Genomic DNA, 14,600 nt, shown 5'->3' on the forward strand with positions numbered 1-14,600 from the left:
GGCGCGTTGGCGCGCACCGGCATGATCACCTGCGTTATGCGCATGTCCTGGGGAGATTCATGAGCGAGAGCGAGCCCACCGTTCCGGCGGAGCAGGCGTCGCGGATGGTGGCCCGCTCCGCGGTAGAGGTCGGCACCCTGAAACGGGCGGTGGAGTCGCAGCAGCTGCGCCTCGACCCGGCGGCGGGGGAGCAGATCCGCTCGATGCTCGACGAGCACATCGCCAAGGTCGACGCGTGGTTGCGGCAGACGGGGGACCTCGCCCGCCACGCACCCCTGGGCGAGAACCCGGTGGGCACGGCCATGGCGGAGAAGTTCGCGAGCCGGGCCGACGGTGACGAGACGTCCTTCGCCGGTGTGCTCAGGCGCTACCGCGAGGTCCTGCAGGAGGCGCAGGACGCGGTGGGCGATGCCATGCGCACCTACCACGAAGTCGACGCCCACGCGGCCGACAGCTTCCGGCAGCTCATCCAGTGACCGCGGCCGGTGCCGTGCTCGCGAGCACGGCACCGGGCCCGCGCGGTCGATCCGGACTCCGCCGTCTCGCACCGGCGGCCACCGCAGTTGAGGAAAGAGACCGAAAATGCCCTCGGAAGCGCAAGCACCGACTGGGCCCGCCGCGGACAACGCGTTGCGGGAGACGCAGAACTGGGCCGCGCGCAGCCACCGCGAGCTCTACGAGGCCGTGCACGTCGCCAACGATCCCGGTCGCGTCGGCGAGCTCGCCCAGCAGTGGAGCAGGCTGAGCAGCGAGATGGCCGAGGCCGCCCAGCAGATGGCGGAACGGCTGCGCGCCACCGAATCCGGCTGGCAGGGCGAAGCCGCCACCGCCGCGCGGTCGGCGATCCAGAAGCTGGCGGACTGGAACGTGACCGCCGGCGAGACCGCCGGTGCGCTGGGCGAGTGGATCTCGGCGCAGGGCCGGATCATGGAGACCGCCAAGGCGCAGATGCCCGAACCCGTCGAGGGCGCGGAGAACCTCGAGAAGTTCGCCGCTGCGACCTTCGTCGCGGGCAACATGGAAGCCTTCCACAAGGCCTCCGCCGACGCGCGCGTCCTGCACGAGCGGTCCAGCAGCGCGCACCAGCAGGCGGTCGAGGTCATGACGTGGATGGAGAAGGAGTCCCGCGTCGTGGACTCCGACACGCCGCGCTTCACCAGGCCGCCGAACCCGCTCGAGGACGAACAGCCGCACATGTTCGGGCGATCGGTCGCCCAGGGCGGCGGCGCGGGCGGCCCTGGTGGGGCGCAGCCGCAGGGCGGTGCCGGAGGCCCCGCGGGGCCGGGCGCACCGGTGGACGGGCAGCAGCCGGGCGGACAACCGTTGAACCCGCAGTCGCCCGGCGGTCAGGCGCCCGGCGGTCAGCCCCTGGGTGGCCCGGGCGGTGGTCAGCCCCACGGCGGCCGGCTCCCGGGCGACGAGATCACCCCCGGTGGTCCTCCCGGGAGCCCCAAGCAGAACGTCCCGACGTTGTCGGAGTTCCAGCCGAACGCCCACGGCGGTGGCGGTCCGCAGGGCGGTGGACCGTCGCTGCAGGCGTCCCCGCACGGCGGCGGTGGGCCCGCTCAGGAGGTCGGCGGCCCGTCGTCCGGTCCGTACCGCGGCGGAGGCGGAGCGCCCCGGCTCGGGGATTTCGAACCGGGCAGCACGACCTCGCAGGGCACCACGTTCAAGCCGTCGACCGCGGATCCCGGCCAGGGCCAGGACATCACGCACCAGCCGAGGACGTTCCAGGGCCCCGACGGCCCCACCGTCGGCGGTCAGCCCCTCAACCCCGGCGGCGGGAAGCGCGGTCCCGGCGGTGAGCAGCGCGGTCCGGGTGGCCCGCGCGCCGGCTGGAGCGGCCAGATCCCGCCGATCCCGAGCACCGGCGGTCCCGGAGGCACCGGGCTGGGTGGTTCCGGTGGTGCGGGCGGCGGTGCAGGCGGGGCCGGCGGTGCCGGTTCCGGTGCCGCGGGCGGTCCGGGCATGCGCGGCGGGACCTCCGGCACGGGCGGCGTGACGGGAATCGGCCGCGGAGAGGGCGTCCCCGGCGGCAGGGGTCCCGGCGGGCCCGGCCAGTCCGGAGGAGCCGGTGCCGGTGCGATGGGTGCCGGCGGGATGGCGCCCGGAGCCATGGGCCAGCGCGGCCGGGGCGACGACGACCAGCAGCGCTCCAGCAAGTACGTCGAGGGCGGCCCGGTCGTGGAGGTCCCCGGCGCCGACCTGCCGCCGCCGGTGATCGGTGAGGGCAGGCGCAAGAAGAAGCAGGACCAGGGGTGAGCATGTCCGCAAGGCCGGATTTCGCGCTGTCGGCCGCCGAGTTCGACCTCGTCCACGACGCGCTGGGCCTGGGGCGGCCTCCGTTCCCGCTCGAGGTGCCCAGCCGGGGCGCGACGATGGAGGAGCGCGCCGAGCTCGCCGACGAGGCGTACCGGGCGCTGTCCGAGCGCGGTCTGGCCGACGGGCGTCGGCTGGACCCCGGGCTGGAGCAGCTGCTGCGGCTGCTGACCGAGCACGACACGTCGGTCGACGCGGTCGGCCACCTGCACCGGCCCGTCCGGGCGCTGGCGGCCGCCGACCGGAACACCGGCGTGCTCGCAGAGGTCGCGGCGGACGAGGTGTCGCTGACCGAGATCCGGCCCACCGCGCTTGCGATGTCGATCGTGGGCGTGCTGCCTCCCGGCGAACCAGGCCAGTTGCGCGGGGTTTCGATGCCCCGCGACACGCTCACCCGCGCGCTCGCCGAGGACGACGAGGACCCCTTCGGCGGTGACCTCGACGAGGAGGTCGCGCTGACCCGGGCGGGTCTTCCGGCGCACGACGCCGCGACGTTCACCGAGCTGGTGAACAGCCGTTGCGCCGGTGGCCAGTTCGGGGTCTCGCACCGGTCGATGCGGGCGTCGACATTGGTCAACTGGTTCGACACCAACCAGGGCCGGTACCTGATGACCAGCGAGGGCTCCTGGCTGAGCATCACCCCGGCCGACAACCGGCGCATCGAGCACCGCCTCGCCGACGTGCTGTCCGCGGTCGCCTGAGGCAGGAGGGATCAACCATGACTTTCGAGGTCACCGCCGAGGAGCTCACCGCTCACGGCAGCCATCTGGACGGGTTGACCGACCGGCTGAAGACCGCGATCTCGGCGGCCGAGACGGTGAGCATGTCCGACGAGGCCTACGGGCTGCTGTGCTCGTTCCTGCCGCCGATCGTCAACCCGATGGAGCAGAAGGGCATGGACGCGCTGAAGGCCGCCAGCGAGGGCGTCAGCGCCACGGCGGACAACATCCGCAGCACGGCGAAGCAGTACCTGGACACCGACGACGGCAACGCCGTGTCGTTCGATCCGCTGCTCAAGGCCCACGATCAGGTCTGAGCGCGGTTCGGCCGCGGTAGGAGGAGGTTGAGCAATGCCCGGCGAGAGCCGAGGGGGATTCGCCGCGATCGGTGCGGACCCCGAGGAGGCGCAGCGGCGCATCCAGGAGTGGGCGCAGGGATTCGCCCAGAAGGCCGAGCGCTACCAGGCGGTGCAGGAGCAGACCGAGCGGCTGCGGCTGACCGCCGCGAGCCCGGACGGCCGGATCAAGGTGACCGTGCGCGCCGACGGCAGCGTGACGGACCTGGAGTTCACCGACAAGGTCCGCTCGATGGCACCGTCCGAGCTGGCCGCGCAGATCCTGGCCACGATGCATCGGGCGCAGGCCGACATCGCGAGCCGGGTCGGCGAGACGATGGCCGCGCAGCTCGGTGACGAGGACATGCAGACCCGGTCGATGATGCTGGACAACCTGCGCGAGCGGTTCCCGGAGCAGCCGGAGGAGCCCGAGCAGGAGACGACGTCGAAGTGGGACGCTCCCGAGGACGACGCGCCGAAGCCGCCGCCACCGGCCCCGCCTGCGGGCCCGTCCGGTCCGTCGGCGACCCCGCCGAAGCCGGGGACACCGCCGCAGCAGCAGAAGCGGTCGCAGTTCGACGACTACGACGACGGCGACTTCGGCCCCGACTTCGACCCGCTGCGGGACTGACGCGCACTTCCGCGGTTCGGTGCCGCGGGGTCGGGCGTGCGCTGCCGCGCCTCCGTGCCGCGGGTCAGGCGTGCTCGCGCCAGATCCGGCGCGACTCCCCGGCGGGATCGCTGACCACCTCGAGCGGCACGTTCCAGGAGCGCGCCAGGCGCCAGTCGGTGCCGAACTCCGGCCACCCGGGGTCGCCGCTCGCCGCGAACGACGTCCAGGCCCGGCGCAGCTGTGCCGACAGCACCTCGAAACCGGCCGGTGCGGGGTCGCCCAGGAGGGGACGGCCGATCTCGTCGTCCAGGACGCCGAACAGGAACGGCACGTCGATGGAGTGGCAGGCGCCGTACGCGCCGTCGAGCACGGGCGCGGGCCAGGCGAACTCGTAGAGGTAGGTCTTCCCGCCCGCCTCGGCGTGCCCTTCGGCGCACCACAGCGTCGGCATGCGGAACAACGAGTCGGTGAGCATCAGCTCGTGCAGGCCGGCGTCGGAGATGCCGGGATGCGCGGCCCGGTACCGCGGCAGCGCCTCCGGCGCCAGCCGCATGCCGCGCGCCACGGCGACCGGATCGCTGCCGGAGAGGTCGAGGCCGGCGGCGAACACGCGGCACTCGTCGCGGGTGAACCCGGCGATCAGGTCGATCTCGCGCCCGGCACCGGCGCGCAGCGCCTCCCACGGACGTCGCTCCAGCACGTCGTCGCCGAACATCGGCGCATACGGCGTGTGCGAGTTCGTCCACGCCGACGGATCGGCGGTCATCGCGGCCGACGGCGCGGACTGCGCGCCATGGATCGCCTCTGAGGGAAGTGAGCCCAGTTCGGCTGCGGTGGGGGAGACACCGAGCTGGTCGGTGACCATCTCGGCCACAGCCCGCGCCTCGGCTTCCGGGACGAACAGCCCCCCGACGCTCTGGGCGATCCCCCTGCGCAACAAGCCGCGCGCGGCGGGGCTGGAGACCAGCGCGACGACCGAGCTGCCACCGGCGGACTGCCCGGCGACGGTGACGTTGCCGGGGTCGCCGCCGAAACCGGCGATGTTGTCGCGCACCCAGCGCAGTGCGGCGATCTGGTCCAGCAAGCCGCGGTTGGCCGGTGCGTCGGCGACCCAGCCGAAACCCTCGTAGCCCACGCGGTAGTTCAGCGACACGAAGACCACGCCCTCTCGGGCCAGCGCGGCGCCGTCGTAGGCGGGACTGGCGGAGGAGCCGTGCATGAACATGCCACCGTGGATCCACACCAGGACCGGCAACCCGCGCGCACCCACGTCAGGGCTCCAGACGTTGACCGTGAGGCATTCGGTGCTGTCGCCGGGTTTCCAGGGCGACACCTGCCCCGGCATCGGCGCTGCCTCCTGCGGCACGGACGCGCTGAACGCGGTCGAGTCCCGCACGCCCTCCCACGACGGCGCGGGCAGCGGCGCCTGGAACCGTGCAGGCCCATCCAACGGGGCGGCGTAGGGAATCCCCTTGAACACGCTCACATCGCCGGCGGAGAACCCACGCACGCGCCCGGACCCGGTTCGCACGATCACGTCCATGAACCACATATACCGGAATGTCCGTTGTGCGGTGGGCGATTCCGGAGCAGGGGGACCGTTGTCCGGCGCCGCGTAAACGGCCATGCGGAGCGATCGCGCCGCGTATGCTCCGATCATGTCTCCGGTCCGGTCCCGGTGTGCGGTCCGTTCGCGGGTGACGACGGCCGCAAGCCCCGTCGGCGCGGACCGCGATGGGATCTGACGCCGAGCGGCGGCTCCGGGTCGCCGTCCTCGGTCCGCTGCGGGCGTGGCGCGGTGACGAGCTGCTGGACCTCGGCACGGTCCGCCAGCAGGCGTTCCTGGCCGCGCTGGTCCTGCGCCCGGACGTGACGGTCAGCCGGCGGGAGCTGCTCGACGGCGTGTGGGGGGCGAGCCGCCCGGTACGGGGATCAAGGTCGTGCCCGGTTACGTCGCTCTACCGGCTTCGCAAGTGCCTGCGGGGCGATGGGCCGGACTCAGCCGTGATCGGTGGCGAACGGGGTGGGGACCGCTTCCGCAGTGGTGGCGTCTCGGTTGATGCGGCACTGCTGGAGCGGATCGTCGTCGAAGCGGACACGACCGCGCTGTCCGGAGACCTCGTCGCGGCGGTGGACGGCTACGACCGCGCGCTCGCGCTGTACGAGGGCGAGCCGCTGGCCGGGCTGCCCGGGCCGTTCGCGGCGGGGGAGCGGCGGCGCCTGGCGGAGCGCCGGGTCGCGCTGTCGCAGCGGAAACCGGAATGGCTGTTGCGGCTGAACCGCCCCGCCGACGCCATCGGCGAGTTGTCGGCGCTGACCGCGGCGCACCCGCACAACGAGACGTTCGCGGCGTTGCTGATGCGCGCTCTCCACGCCGGCGGACGCCGGGCGGACGCGCTGTCGGTGTTCGCCGAGTTGCGGCGGTGCCTCGTGGAGGAACTCGGCGTCGAGCCGGGGGAGGAAGCGCGCGCGGTGCACCAGGCCGTGCTGCGCGGCGATGACGCCGCTCTCGCCACCACCTCGCCGAGCCGACCGCCCGTGCGGGCCGCCGGAGCACGCCGGGTCGTCCGCGACGAGCTCCCGGTGGACACCGGCGAGCTGGCGGGGGCGTGACCAGGAACTCGCGCTGCTCACCGCACTGTCACCGCGCGGGCGACGGCTGGGTGAGCGTCAACCCGTTGCGCCAGGCCGACTTGCGCGGCGCCGTCGAGGTCCTGGCCGCGACGGCCCGCGTAGCTCGGTGATCAGGATTCCCGCAGCAGCGCCGTGACGATCTCGGCGAGCCGCTCCGGTGCCGAGTAGTTCAGCGTGTGGCCCGTGTCGGGCACCTCCGCGAGGCGCCCGCGGGGCAGCGCCGCGGCGACCTCCCGCGCCCACGCGCGCGGTGCGATCGGGTCGCGGCTGCCGCGCACGACGACCGCGGGCGTGGGCACGTGGTGGAGCTTGTGCTCGACCGGGTCGTCGAGCAGGTGGTTGAACGTGGTGATGATCCGCCGCGGACCGCAGTCCAGGTAGTCGAGGAGGAGCACGAAGGCCAGTGCGGATCGCTCCCGCGCACCGTTGCGGACCAGCCGGCCGAGCTGGCGCGGCCAGGAGCGGGCGTGCCGGTCGACCGTCGGTCCGGTGAGCACCACGGGCCCGAGCAGTTCGGGGGAGTGCACGGCCAGGTCCACCACCACCTGGCAACCGGCGGAGTTCGCCACGAGCGGCACGCCCCGCCGCGCCGTGGCGCGCAGCCACGCCGCGAGCGCCTCGGAGAGCCCGCGCACGTCCGGCGACTCCCGCGAACCAGGGGTGCTGCCGAAGCCGGGCAGGTCCGGTGCGACCACCCGCAGCCCGGGTGCCAGGCACCGGGCCAGCGGCAGGAAGTACCGGTGCGAGCAGCCGAGCCCGTGCACGCAGACCACCTCCGGCGCCTCGCGGGGCCCGAGGACGGCGGCGTGCACCCGGGTACCGGCAGCCGCGGTGACTTCCACCCGTTCCCAGCCGGTGGTTCCAGCCCTGGCCGCCCGCGTTCGCACCGGCCTCATCCGGGTTCACCGCGCCGCTTGCGGTGCGCGACCCAGGCGAAGTCGACCACCGCGATCACCGCCAGCACGAGCAGAACCCACGCCATCCAGCCCAGCGGCGGCAGGTACACCCACAGCAGCACGGCGGCCACCGTGCAGAACACCGCGCCGAACCCGGCCAGCCACAGCCGCAACGTCAGCGCGCTCAGCGCGGCGGGCGCGCCCATCACCCGGTGCATCGGGTCGTGGTACCCGGGCAGACCGCGCTCGTAGTCGCGGCGGTCGCGTTCCTGCTCGCCCATGACTCGGCCACCCATCGTTCGCATCCGGCACTCCGGCACCACGTGTGCGAGCCGTCGGCGGACAACTCGTTACAGCCGACCGGATTGCCGGTGCACTCCAGTGCTAAACGGCCACCACGCCTGGCCGAGCCCCCGTTTAGCTGCCGCCGCCGGCGGCAACACCCCCTACGTGACGAGGAGCAGTGATGGTGGAGCAGTACCGGACTTTCGTCGACGGAGTCCGCCGCAGGGCCGGTCTGGCCGAGTCCGAGGAAGCGGGCCGCGCCGCGGTCGCCGTGATCGAGGCGGTCGCGGGCCACCTGGACGGGGTCGACCGGGCGCAACTGGCCACGGCGTTGCCGGCAGCGGTTCGGGAGTCGGTGCACTGGGACGTCCCGGAACAGCGCACGGGGCAGCAGGCTGATCTGGTGGCGGAGACCGCCCGCACGGCCGACGTCGCGCCCGAGAACGCGCGTTACCTGGTCCAAGCCGTGCTCTCCGAGATCTCCGCCGAGGACCGGGCGGTGGCCGACACCCTGCGGCACCGGCTACCGGACGAGTTCGCCGAGATGTTCACCGCGCCCGGCGGAGGGCCGCCGCCTGACCGGAGCTCCGCGGCCACGCACCCGCGGCCCTTCGACGACGACGAGCTGCGCCGGGCGCTGGCCGAGCTGGACGGATGGTCGGGAACGCGCGAACGGATCAGCCGCGAGGTGTTCCTGCCGCGCGACCGGTGGCGGCCACTGCTGAACCAGGTCGAGCGCGCCCAAGCCGAGCTCTCCCACCACGCGTCGGTCGAGGAGCGCCCGGAATCGCTGGTCTTCTCCCTGCGGACGCGGTCGGTGGACTCGGTGACGGAACTGGACCTGGCGCTGGCCCGCCAGGTCGACGACGCGGTCGGCTCGGTCGGCTCGGGCGGCTGAGGGACCGGCGCGACTGCCACGACGAGGAGGACACATGACGGGCGAGAGCGTCAAGGTGCTCCCGATGGGAACCGGGGAGTACGCGGCCGAGGTCCACGAGGGCGACCAGACGACCGAGCACCGGGTGCTGGTGCCGCGTGCGCTGGTCGACGAACTGGACGTGCCCGCGCCCGACGAGCAGGCGCTCGTGGCGGAGTCCATCAAGTACCTGCTGGAGAGGTCGCCGGTCACGTCGCTGCCGCACGACGTCGATCTGGACGCCGTCCGCCGCGAGCACGGCGACTTCCTCCCGGAAGTACGGGCGCGCATGCAGGCCTGAGCAGCGCACCGAAGTCGAGGAGCTCGCCGGGGCGCGACCGGGCGCTTCCAGCGGGTGTCCTCTGTGGACGATGTTCAGCGGTCTCGCGGGCCCGGGTCGTGCACGATCCCACCGTCGAGCATGGTGAGCCAGGCACCGGCCTCGGAGAGGTCCTCGACGTCGGCGGCCTCGACGTCGCGGTCGAGCACCACGACGTCGGCGAGCTTGCCCGGCCGCAGTGATCCGATTCGGTCCTCCATGCGCAGCGCGAACGCGGCGTCGATCGTGTGGGCGCGCAGCGCCTCGGCCGGCGTGACCGCCTGGTCGGCGCCGATGTCCTGGCCCTCCCGCGTCCGGCGGCGCACCGCGTTGGCCACGGTGTGCATCGGCCGGAAGCTGGAGACGAACGAGTCGCTGGAGAGCACCGGGCGCAGCCCGGCGTCGATCTCGTCGCGCATCGGCTGCAGCCGGTGCGCCCGGTCGCCGAGCCTGCGGCGGAAGTCGCCGCCGCTGTCGTGCAGGAAGTTCGGCTGGTTGACCGGGATGACGCCGAGGTCGGCGAAGCGGCGGACGTGTTCGGCGGTGGGGTGGCCGCAGTGCTCGATGCGCGGCCTGGCGTCGTCGCCGAAGGCGCGGACCGCCGCGGCGACCGCGTCGACGGCGAAGCCCATCGCCCGGTCGCCCTGGGTGTGGATGGCGACCTGCCAGCCCGCCCGGCCCGCGCGCTCGACCAGCGAGCGGAGCTCGTCGGGCTGCCAGTACAGGCTGCCGGTGAACTGGCCGTGCTCGCCGTAGGGCTCGCTGAACATCGCGGTGCCGCCCAGCAGGGTGCCGTCGGCGTAGAACTTCATCGCACCGAGGTTGAGCCAGTCGTCGCCGAACGGTCCGGCCAGCCCGATGGACGACAGCGCGTCGAGCTGGTGCGACAGCGGCATCGCGACGGTGCGCACCGGCAGCGTCCCCGCTGCCCGCGCGGCGCGGTAGATCCGCAGCTCGCGGGCCGAGACCTGCGGGTCGGCGATGGTGGTCAGCCCGGCGGCCAGGTAGTGCGGCGCGGCATCGGACAGCCAGCCCAGCAGGTGCTCGGCGGGCAGGTCGGTGTGGAAGTTGGGGCCGTGGCAGCCGATGTCCACCGCGACCGGCAGCAGCAGCTCCATGGCCGAGTCGGTGACCATGCCGGTGAGCCTGCCCGCCTCGTCGCGCAGGAACCGGCCGCCGCGCGGGTCGGCGACGTCGGCGCCGATGCCGCGCCAGGTCAGGGCGGCGGAGTTCACCGCGGCCTGGTGGCCCGAGACGTGGTAGACGATGACCGGATGCCGGTCGGTGGCCTCGTCGAGCAGGTGCCGGGTCGGGCGGCGGGTGTACTTCGCGTCGTCCATGCCGAACGCGCGGATCCACTGCCCTTCCGGGGTGCCGGCAGCCTGGGCGGCGACGGCGGCGACCAGGTCGGCCGCGTCGCGCACCACGGGATAGCGGGCGTCGACCGAGGCCAGCGACTCCGCGGTGGACAGCAGGTGGTTGTGCGGGTCGATGAAACCGGGCAGCACGGTCCGCCCGCCCGCGTCGATCCTCCGGGCCTGCGGGCTCGCCTGCGCGTGGGCGTCGGCTCCGACGGCCGCGATCCTGTTGTCGCGCACCAGAACGGCGTCGGCGGTCGGCTGGCCCGGCTCCATCGTCAGGACCTTGCCGTGGTGCAGCAGCACTTCGTTCACCAGAGGTTCCTCTCCCAGGTCAGGACCCGTGAGTCTGTCGGGTCGCCACAGCGGCCCGGACGACTCACGGGGTGTCGGTGTGGCGCGGGGCTTTGAGCAGGCAGGCGGTGCTCAGGGCGCACATGGCGATCAGCAGGGCCACGACGGGCAGGACGCTGCCGGTGGCCGCCAGCAGCGCGGTGCAGGCCAGCGGCGAGAGCCCGCCGAAGATCGCGCCCGCGACCTGGTAGGCCAGCGAGATGCTGGTGTAGCGGGCCGCGGGCGGGAACATCTCGGCCAGGATCGCCGACATCGGGCCGTAGGTCGCGGCCATCACCAGCCGCATCACCGCGATCACCAGGAAGATCATCGCGGTGCCGCCGCCGTCGAGGACCAGGAACTGCGGAGCGGCCAGCAGCGCCACCCCGGCCAGTCCGGCGATGACGACCCGGCGCGCGCCGACCCGGTCCCCGAACCACGAGACCAAGACCGTGGACACCAGCTCGACGGCCGCCGCGACCGACAGCGCGTTGAGCAGCAACTGCTCCTCGACGGCCAGCTCGGTGGTCGCATACGCCAGCAGGAACGTCGTCACCACGTAGTAGCCGCCGACCGCGACCGGTAGCGCGCCGATGCCCAGCAGCAGGCCCCGCCACGACGAGCGCAGCGCCTGGCGCACCGGCAGCTCCGCGGGCGCGGACCGGCTCACCTCGGTGAACACCGGCGACTCGGCCACCTTCAGCCGGATCACCAGACCGACCAGCACCAGCACCGCCGAGGCCAGGAACGGCACCCGCCAGCCCCAGGACAGCAGCGCCTCGTCGCCGAAGCCGCTCATCACGCTGAAGAACCCGGTCGCCAGCAGCGCGCCCGAGGGGTTGCCGAGCTGGGCGAAGGAACCGTAGAAGGTCCGCCTGCTCTCGGGGGCGTGCTCGACGGCCATCAGCACCGCGCCGCCCCACTCACCGCCGACGGCGAGCCCCTGCACGAACCGCAGCAGCACCAGCAGCGCCGGGGCCAGCACGCCGGCCGCCGCGTAGGTCGGCAGCAGCCCCACGGCGAAGGTCGCCACGCCCATCATCAGCAGCGTCACCACCAGGGCCGACTTGCGGCCGACCCGGTCGCCGAAGTGGCCGAAGACCAGCCCGCCCAGCGGCCGGGCGAAGAAGCCGACCGCGTAGGTGGCGAACGAGGCCATCACGCCGACCAGCGGGGTGGTGCCGGCGGGGAAGAACAGGCGGCCGAAGACCAGGCTCGCCGCGGTGGCGTAGACGTAGAAGTCGTACCACTCGATGGTGGTCCCGACGAACGCCGCGGCCGCCGCCTTCCGAGGGCTCGCGGCGGGCGGGCTGGTGACGTGTGGGTTGGCGGCCATGGCGTCCTCCGCAGACTCGGCAAGTGTGCGGCAGACACTAGAGACGCCGCACAGGCCGGCCACGATGCGAAGCGCACAATCGCAACCGGTATTCGAATGCACTTCGAACAGGAGGCCGCCGTGGCCCCGACGATCGCGGACCTGCTCGCGCAGCCTTCCCTCGAGCTGGAAGTCCTCGCCGGTGGCGGACATCTGGACCGGCACCTGCGCTGGGCGCACGTCAGCGAGCTGCGCGATCCGACGCCCTGGCTGCGGGGTGGTGAGCTGGTGCTGACCACCGGGCTGGAGCTGCCCGGCGATGCCGAGGGCCAGCGCGACTACGTCCGCCGCCTGGCCGCGCGCGGGTGCGTGGGGCTCGGCTTCGCCGAGGAGCGCCGGGAGCTGCCCGGGCCGGTCCTGGACGCGGCCGTCGAGCACGATCTGCCGCTGCTGGCCGTGCGGGGCGCGACGCCGTTCATCGCGGTCGTGGAGGCCGTCGCGCAACTGCACGCCGAGGAGCGGCTGCGGGTGGTGCGCCGGGTGATCGACGTCCAGGAACGGGCGGCCCGCGCGGCGCTGCGGTCGGGACCGGACGGCATCCTGCGCGAGCTGGCGCGCGGGATCGACGGCTCGGTGCTGCTGACCGATCCGCACGGCAGGGTCGTCGGTGAGCCCCGGAGCACGAGGACCGACTCGCGGGGCACCGGGGACGAGCGGTCGCCGGGGGGCTGGCAGGCCGACGTGCCTGCCGCCGTGCGGCGCCGGAGTCGCCGCTCGCAGAGCTCCATGGCCTGGGACGACGGCGACCGTACCGTCCTGGTGCAGAGCCTCGGTCTCTCCGGCGCCCCGATCGGCTGGCTGGCGACGGCCTCGGCGGTGGACCGCAACCAGCACCGGCTGCTGACCAACCACGCCGCGGTGCTGCTGAGCATCGAGATGCTGGGGATGCGCGCCGGGCGCTCCGAGCTGCACGAGCAGCGGGCCGCCGTCTTCGCCGCTTTCCTCGACGGCGGCGATGCCCGGCTCGCGCAGCTGTGCGGGCTGCCGGACGGCCCCTACGAAGTCCTCGTCGTCCGCCCGGGCGCGGTCGAGGTGCTGCGCGACGCCGTGGTGGACGAGCCCGCACTGGTCTGCGCGCACGCCGGTGGCGCGGTCGTGGTCCTGCCGGACTCCACGCCCAGGCTCGGGCCGGAGCTGCTCCAGCGCGCCGCGCGCCAGCTCGGCGGCGAACTGCGGGCGGGCGCGTGCACGGCGGCCGGAACGCGGCAGTTGCCCTCGGCGGTCGAGTGGGCCGCCGGCCTGGTCAGCGACGAGCGGCAGTACGTGCACGCCGAGGACGTCAGCGCCACCGCACTGCTGCGCGACGCGATCGAGCCGGCCGGCCTGGCCCGCTTCGCCGACGCGGTGCTCGGCGACCTCCGCGCCCACGACGAGCGCAACGGCACCGACCTGGTCGGCTCCGCCCGCGCCTACGTCGAACACAACGCGGGTATGGAAGCGGCGGCCGCGTCCCTCGGGATCCACCGCAACACGCTGCGCACCCGGCTGCGGACCGTGGAGCGCGTCACCCGCCGTTCGCTGAGCGATCCGCGCCAGCGCGAGGAGCTCCGGCTCGCGCTCACCCTCCCCGAACTGCTTCCGCCCGGCCGGGAGTGAGGGCGACGGCGTTCACGGGCGTTGCGCGTCGTCGACCGGCGGGCGATGCCGCATGGTGAGCCGGGTCAGGCTCAGATAGCCCATGGACTCGTAGACGGCACGACCGTCGTCGCTGGAGATGAGCATCGCCGGTTCGGTGCCGTGCACGAGAGTCGCGGCCCAGGTCAGCGCGGCGCCGATGCCCCGCCTGCGGTGCGAGGGCAGCGTGCTCACCCACTCGACGTCGACGATCCCGTGCCCGAGGCGGGCACCGGAGGTGGCGACCGGCTCGCCGTCGACGTAGCCGACGAACAGCCGGACCGGCCCGCGCAGCACGGCCTCGTCGGCGAGGACGGTGTCCGCGGCCCCGGGCATCGGGTAGCCCTCGACCAGGGTTCGGACGAAGTCCGCGAGCATCCGGCGGTCACCGACCGGGCTGATGCGCAGTCCCGGTGGTGGCGGGGGCGCGGTGCCGCCCGCCGGCCGCAGCATCAGCGGCGGATGGCCCATCAGGTGCAGCCCGGCGTCCGACAGGTCGGGCGTGGGCCAGGCGGCCAGCAGCACGAAGTGGCGCTCCGGCGGGTAGAAGCCGAGCACCCTGCGCACGGCGTCGCGGAGGTCGGTGTAGGGCGGTGGCTGGAGCAGCACGGCCGCGTTGTCGAACAGCACCGGTGAGCACGGGTCCGCCACCGCCAGGTCGGGCCAGCGCTCGTGCCTGCCGCCCGCGGCGGTGGCGAGGAAGGCGTTGCGGTCGGCGTTGGCCAGCACGTACCGGCGCAGCAGCGAGTCGCCCGCGTCGAGGTCGGGCTCCCATCCGTGGGTCAGGTGCTCTTCGGCCACGCGCACTCACCTCGATACCCGGGTCGATGCGGCGTTCGCCCGTGCTCCACGGTAGGTCCGCCGAGCTCGCGGCACAGGAGGCG

Annotated in this window: 15 protein-coding genes; 9 read left to right on the top strand and 6 right to left on the bottom strand. The window is 73.7% G+C overall.

Features of this window, described 5'->3' with window-relative positions:
* The first annotated feature begins 59 nt into the window (after positions 1 to 59).
* The 5 genes from SACE_RS14200 to SACE_RS14220 all read left to right on the top strand — a co-directional run bounded on the left by SACE_RS14200 (position 60) and on the right by SACE_RS14220 (position 4,004).
* A complete protein-coding gene (locus SACE_RS14200; protein WP_009949394.1) occupies positions 60 to 476 on the top strand; it encodes a hypothetical protein in 417 nt (138 codons plus the stop codon).
* Positions 477 to 582: 106 nt separating this feature from the next.
* A complete protein-coding gene (locus SACE_RS14205; protein ID WP_009949393.1) occupies positions 583 to 2,262 on the top strand; it encodes a PPE domain-containing protein in 1,680 nt (559 codons plus the stop codon).
* Between the two features lie 2 nt (positions 2,263 to 2,264).
* Positions 2,265 to 3,020 carry an ESX secretion-associated protein EspG gene (locus SACE_RS14210; protein ID WP_011873884.1) on the top strand — a complete coding sequence of 252 codons (756 nt, stop codon included), beginning with the start codon at positions 2,265 to 2,267 and terminating at the stop codon, positions 3,018 to 3,020.
* 17 nt (positions 3,021 to 3,037) lie between these two features.
* A complete protein-coding gene (locus tag SACE_RS14215) occupies positions 3,038 to 3,355 on the top strand; it encodes a type VII secretion target (protein ID WP_009949390.1) in 318 nt (105 codons plus the stop codon).
* Between the two features lie 34 nt (positions 3,356 to 3,389).
* Positions 3,390 to 4,004, top strand: coding sequence for a YbaB/EbfC family nucleoid-associated protein (locus tag SACE_RS14220; protein WP_009949389.1), 615 nt, complete (start codon positions 3,390 to 3,392; stop codon positions 4,002 to 4,004).
* A gap of 64 nt (positions 4,005 to 4,068) precedes the next feature.
* Here SACE_RS14220 and SACE_RS14225 read toward each other — a convergent pair whose 3' ends face one another.
* On the bottom strand, positions 4,069 to 5,538 hold the full coding sequence (locus SACE_RS14225; protein ID WP_009949388.1) for a carboxylesterase/lipase family protein: 1,470 nt from the start codon (positions 5,536 to 5,538) through the stop codon (positions 4,069 to 4,071).
* Between the two features lie 182 nt (positions 5,539 to 5,720).
* Between SACE_RS14225 and SACE_RS14230 the strand changes: the two genes are divergently transcribed.
* Complete coding sequence (locus SACE_RS14230; protein ID WP_009949386.1) at positions 5,721 to 6,599, top strand: AfsR/SARP family transcriptional regulator; 879 nt, start codon at positions 5,721 to 5,723, stop codon at positions 6,597 to 6,599.
* 131 nt (positions 6,600 to 6,730) lie between these two features.
* Here SACE_RS14230 and SACE_RS14235 read toward each other — a convergent pair whose 3' ends face one another.
* Both SACE_RS14235 and SACE_RS14240 read right to left on the bottom strand, forming a co-directional pair.
* On the bottom strand, positions 6,731 to 7,516 hold the full coding sequence (locus tag SACE_RS14235; RefSeq protein ID WP_021341634.1) for an alpha/beta fold hydrolase: 786 nt from the start codon (positions 7,514 to 7,516) through the stop codon (positions 6,731 to 6,733).
* Positions 7,513 to 7,797: a hypothetical protein gene (locus SACE_RS14240; RefSeq protein ID WP_009949383.1), complete on the bottom strand. Its 285-nt coding sequence runs from the start codon at positions 7,795 to 7,797 to the stop codon at positions 7,513 to 7,515. The genes SACE_RS14235 and SACE_RS14240 overlap by 4 nt, the downstream gene beginning before the upstream one ends.
* 185 nt (positions 7,798 to 7,982) lie before the next feature.
* Between SACE_RS14240 and SACE_RS14245 the strand changes: the two genes are divergently transcribed.
* Together SACE_RS14245 and SACE_RS14250 are read left to right on the top strand one after the other, a co-directional pair.
* Entirely contained in the window at positions 7,983 to 8,699 is a 717-nt protein-coding gene (locus SACE_RS14245) for a DUF2267 domain-containing protein (RefSeq protein WP_009949382.1), read from the top strand.
* Between the two features lie 34 nt (positions 8,700 to 8,733).
* Positions 8,734 to 9,018: a hypothetical protein gene (locus SACE_RS14250; protein ID WP_009949380.1), complete on the top strand. Its 285-nt coding sequence runs from the start codon at positions 8,734 to 8,736 to the stop codon at positions 9,016 to 9,018.
* Positions 9,019 to 9,092: 74 nt separating this feature from the next.
* Here the strand turns inward: SACE_RS14250 and SACE_RS14255 are convergent, their stop codons facing one another.
* A complete protein-coding gene (locus tag SACE_RS14255; RefSeq protein WP_009949378.1) occupies positions 9,093 to 10,709 on the bottom strand; it encodes an amidohydrolase in 1,617 nt (538 codons plus the stop codon).
* A gap of 64 nt (positions 10,710 to 10,773) precedes the next feature.
* Complete coding sequence (locus SACE_RS14260; protein WP_009949375.1) at positions 10,774 to 12,063, bottom strand: MFS transporter; 1,290 nt, start codon at positions 12,061 to 12,063, stop codon at positions 10,774 to 10,776.
* 120 nt (positions 12,064 to 12,183) lie between these two features.
* Here SACE_RS14260 and SACE_RS14265 point away from each other — a divergent pair, with 120 nt between their 5' ends.
* On the top strand, positions 12,184 to 13,698 hold the full coding sequence (locus SACE_RS14265; RefSeq protein ID WP_162131618.1) for a PucR family transcriptional regulator: 1,515 nt from the start codon (positions 12,184 to 12,186) through the stop codon (positions 13,696 to 13,698).
* A 12-nt stretch (positions 13,699 to 13,710) separates the two neighbouring features.
* On the opposite strand, the gene SACE_RS14270 is transcribed toward SACE_RS14265, so the two are convergent.
* Positions 13,711 to 14,517: a GNAT family N-acetyltransferase gene (locus tag SACE_RS14270; RefSeq protein WP_009949373.1), complete on the bottom strand. Its 807-nt coding sequence runs from the start codon at positions 14,515 to 14,517 to the stop codon at positions 13,711 to 13,713.
* Positions 14,518 to 14,600: the final 83 nt, after the last annotated feature.

It is taken from the genome of Saccharopolyspora erythraea NRRL 2338 (genome assembly GCF_000062885.1).
Lineage (GTDB): Bacteria > Actinomycetota > Actinomycetes > Mycobacteriales > Pseudonocardiaceae > Saccharopolyspora_D > Saccharopolyspora_D erythraea.

Excerpts from the sequence above, each read along its gene's own strand:
- SACE_RS14240 (WP_009949383.1), bottom strand. The coding sequence starts at position 7,797 with ATGGGCGAGCAGGAACGCGACCGCCGCGACTACGAGCGCGGTCTGCCC.
- SACE_RS14205 (WP_009949393.1), top strand. The coding sequence starts at position 583 with ATGCCCTCGGAAGCGCAAGCACCGACTGGGCCCGCCGCGGACAACGCG.
- SACE_RS14250 (WP_009949380.1), top strand. The coding sequence starts at position 8,734 with ATGACGGGCGAGAGCGTCAAGGTGCTCCCGATGGGAACCGGGGAGTAC.
- SACE_RS14200 (WP_009949394.1), top strand. The coding sequence starts at position 60 with ATGAGCGAGAGCGAGCCCACCGTTCCGGCGGAGCAGGCGTCGCGGATG.
- SACE_RS14260 (WP_009949375.1), bottom strand. The coding sequence starts at position 12,063 with ATGGCCGCCAACCCACACGTCACCAGCCCGCCCGCCGCGAGCCCTCGG.
- SACE_RS14210 (WP_011873884.1), top strand. The coding sequence starts at position 2,265 with ATGTCCGCAAGGCCGGATTTCGCGCTGTCGGCCGCCGAGTTCGACCTC.
- SACE_RS14245 (WP_009949382.1), top strand. The coding sequence starts at position 7,983 with ATGGTGGAGCAGTACCGGACTTTCGTCGACGGAGTCCGCCGCAGGGCC.
- SACE_RS14225 (WP_009949388.1), bottom strand. The coding sequence starts at position 5,538 with ATGTGGTTCATGGACGTGATCGTGCGAACCGGGTCCGGGCGCGTGCGT.
- SACE_RS14230 (WP_009949386.1), top strand. The coding sequence starts at position 5,721 with ATGGGATCTGACGCCGAGCGGCGGCTCCGGGTCGCCGTCCTCGGTCCG.
- SACE_RS14215 (WP_009949390.1), top strand. The coding sequence starts at position 3,038 with ATGACTTTCGAGGTCACCGCCGAGGAGCTCACCGCTCACGGCAGCCAT.
- SACE_RS14220 (WP_009949389.1), top strand. The coding sequence starts at position 3,390 with ATGCCCGGCGAGAGCCGAGGGGGATTCGCCGCGATCGGTGCGGACCCC.
- SACE_RS14235 (WP_021341634.1), bottom strand. The coding sequence starts at position 7,516 with ATGAGGCCGGTGCGAACGCGGGCGGCCAGGGCTGGAACCACCGGCTGG.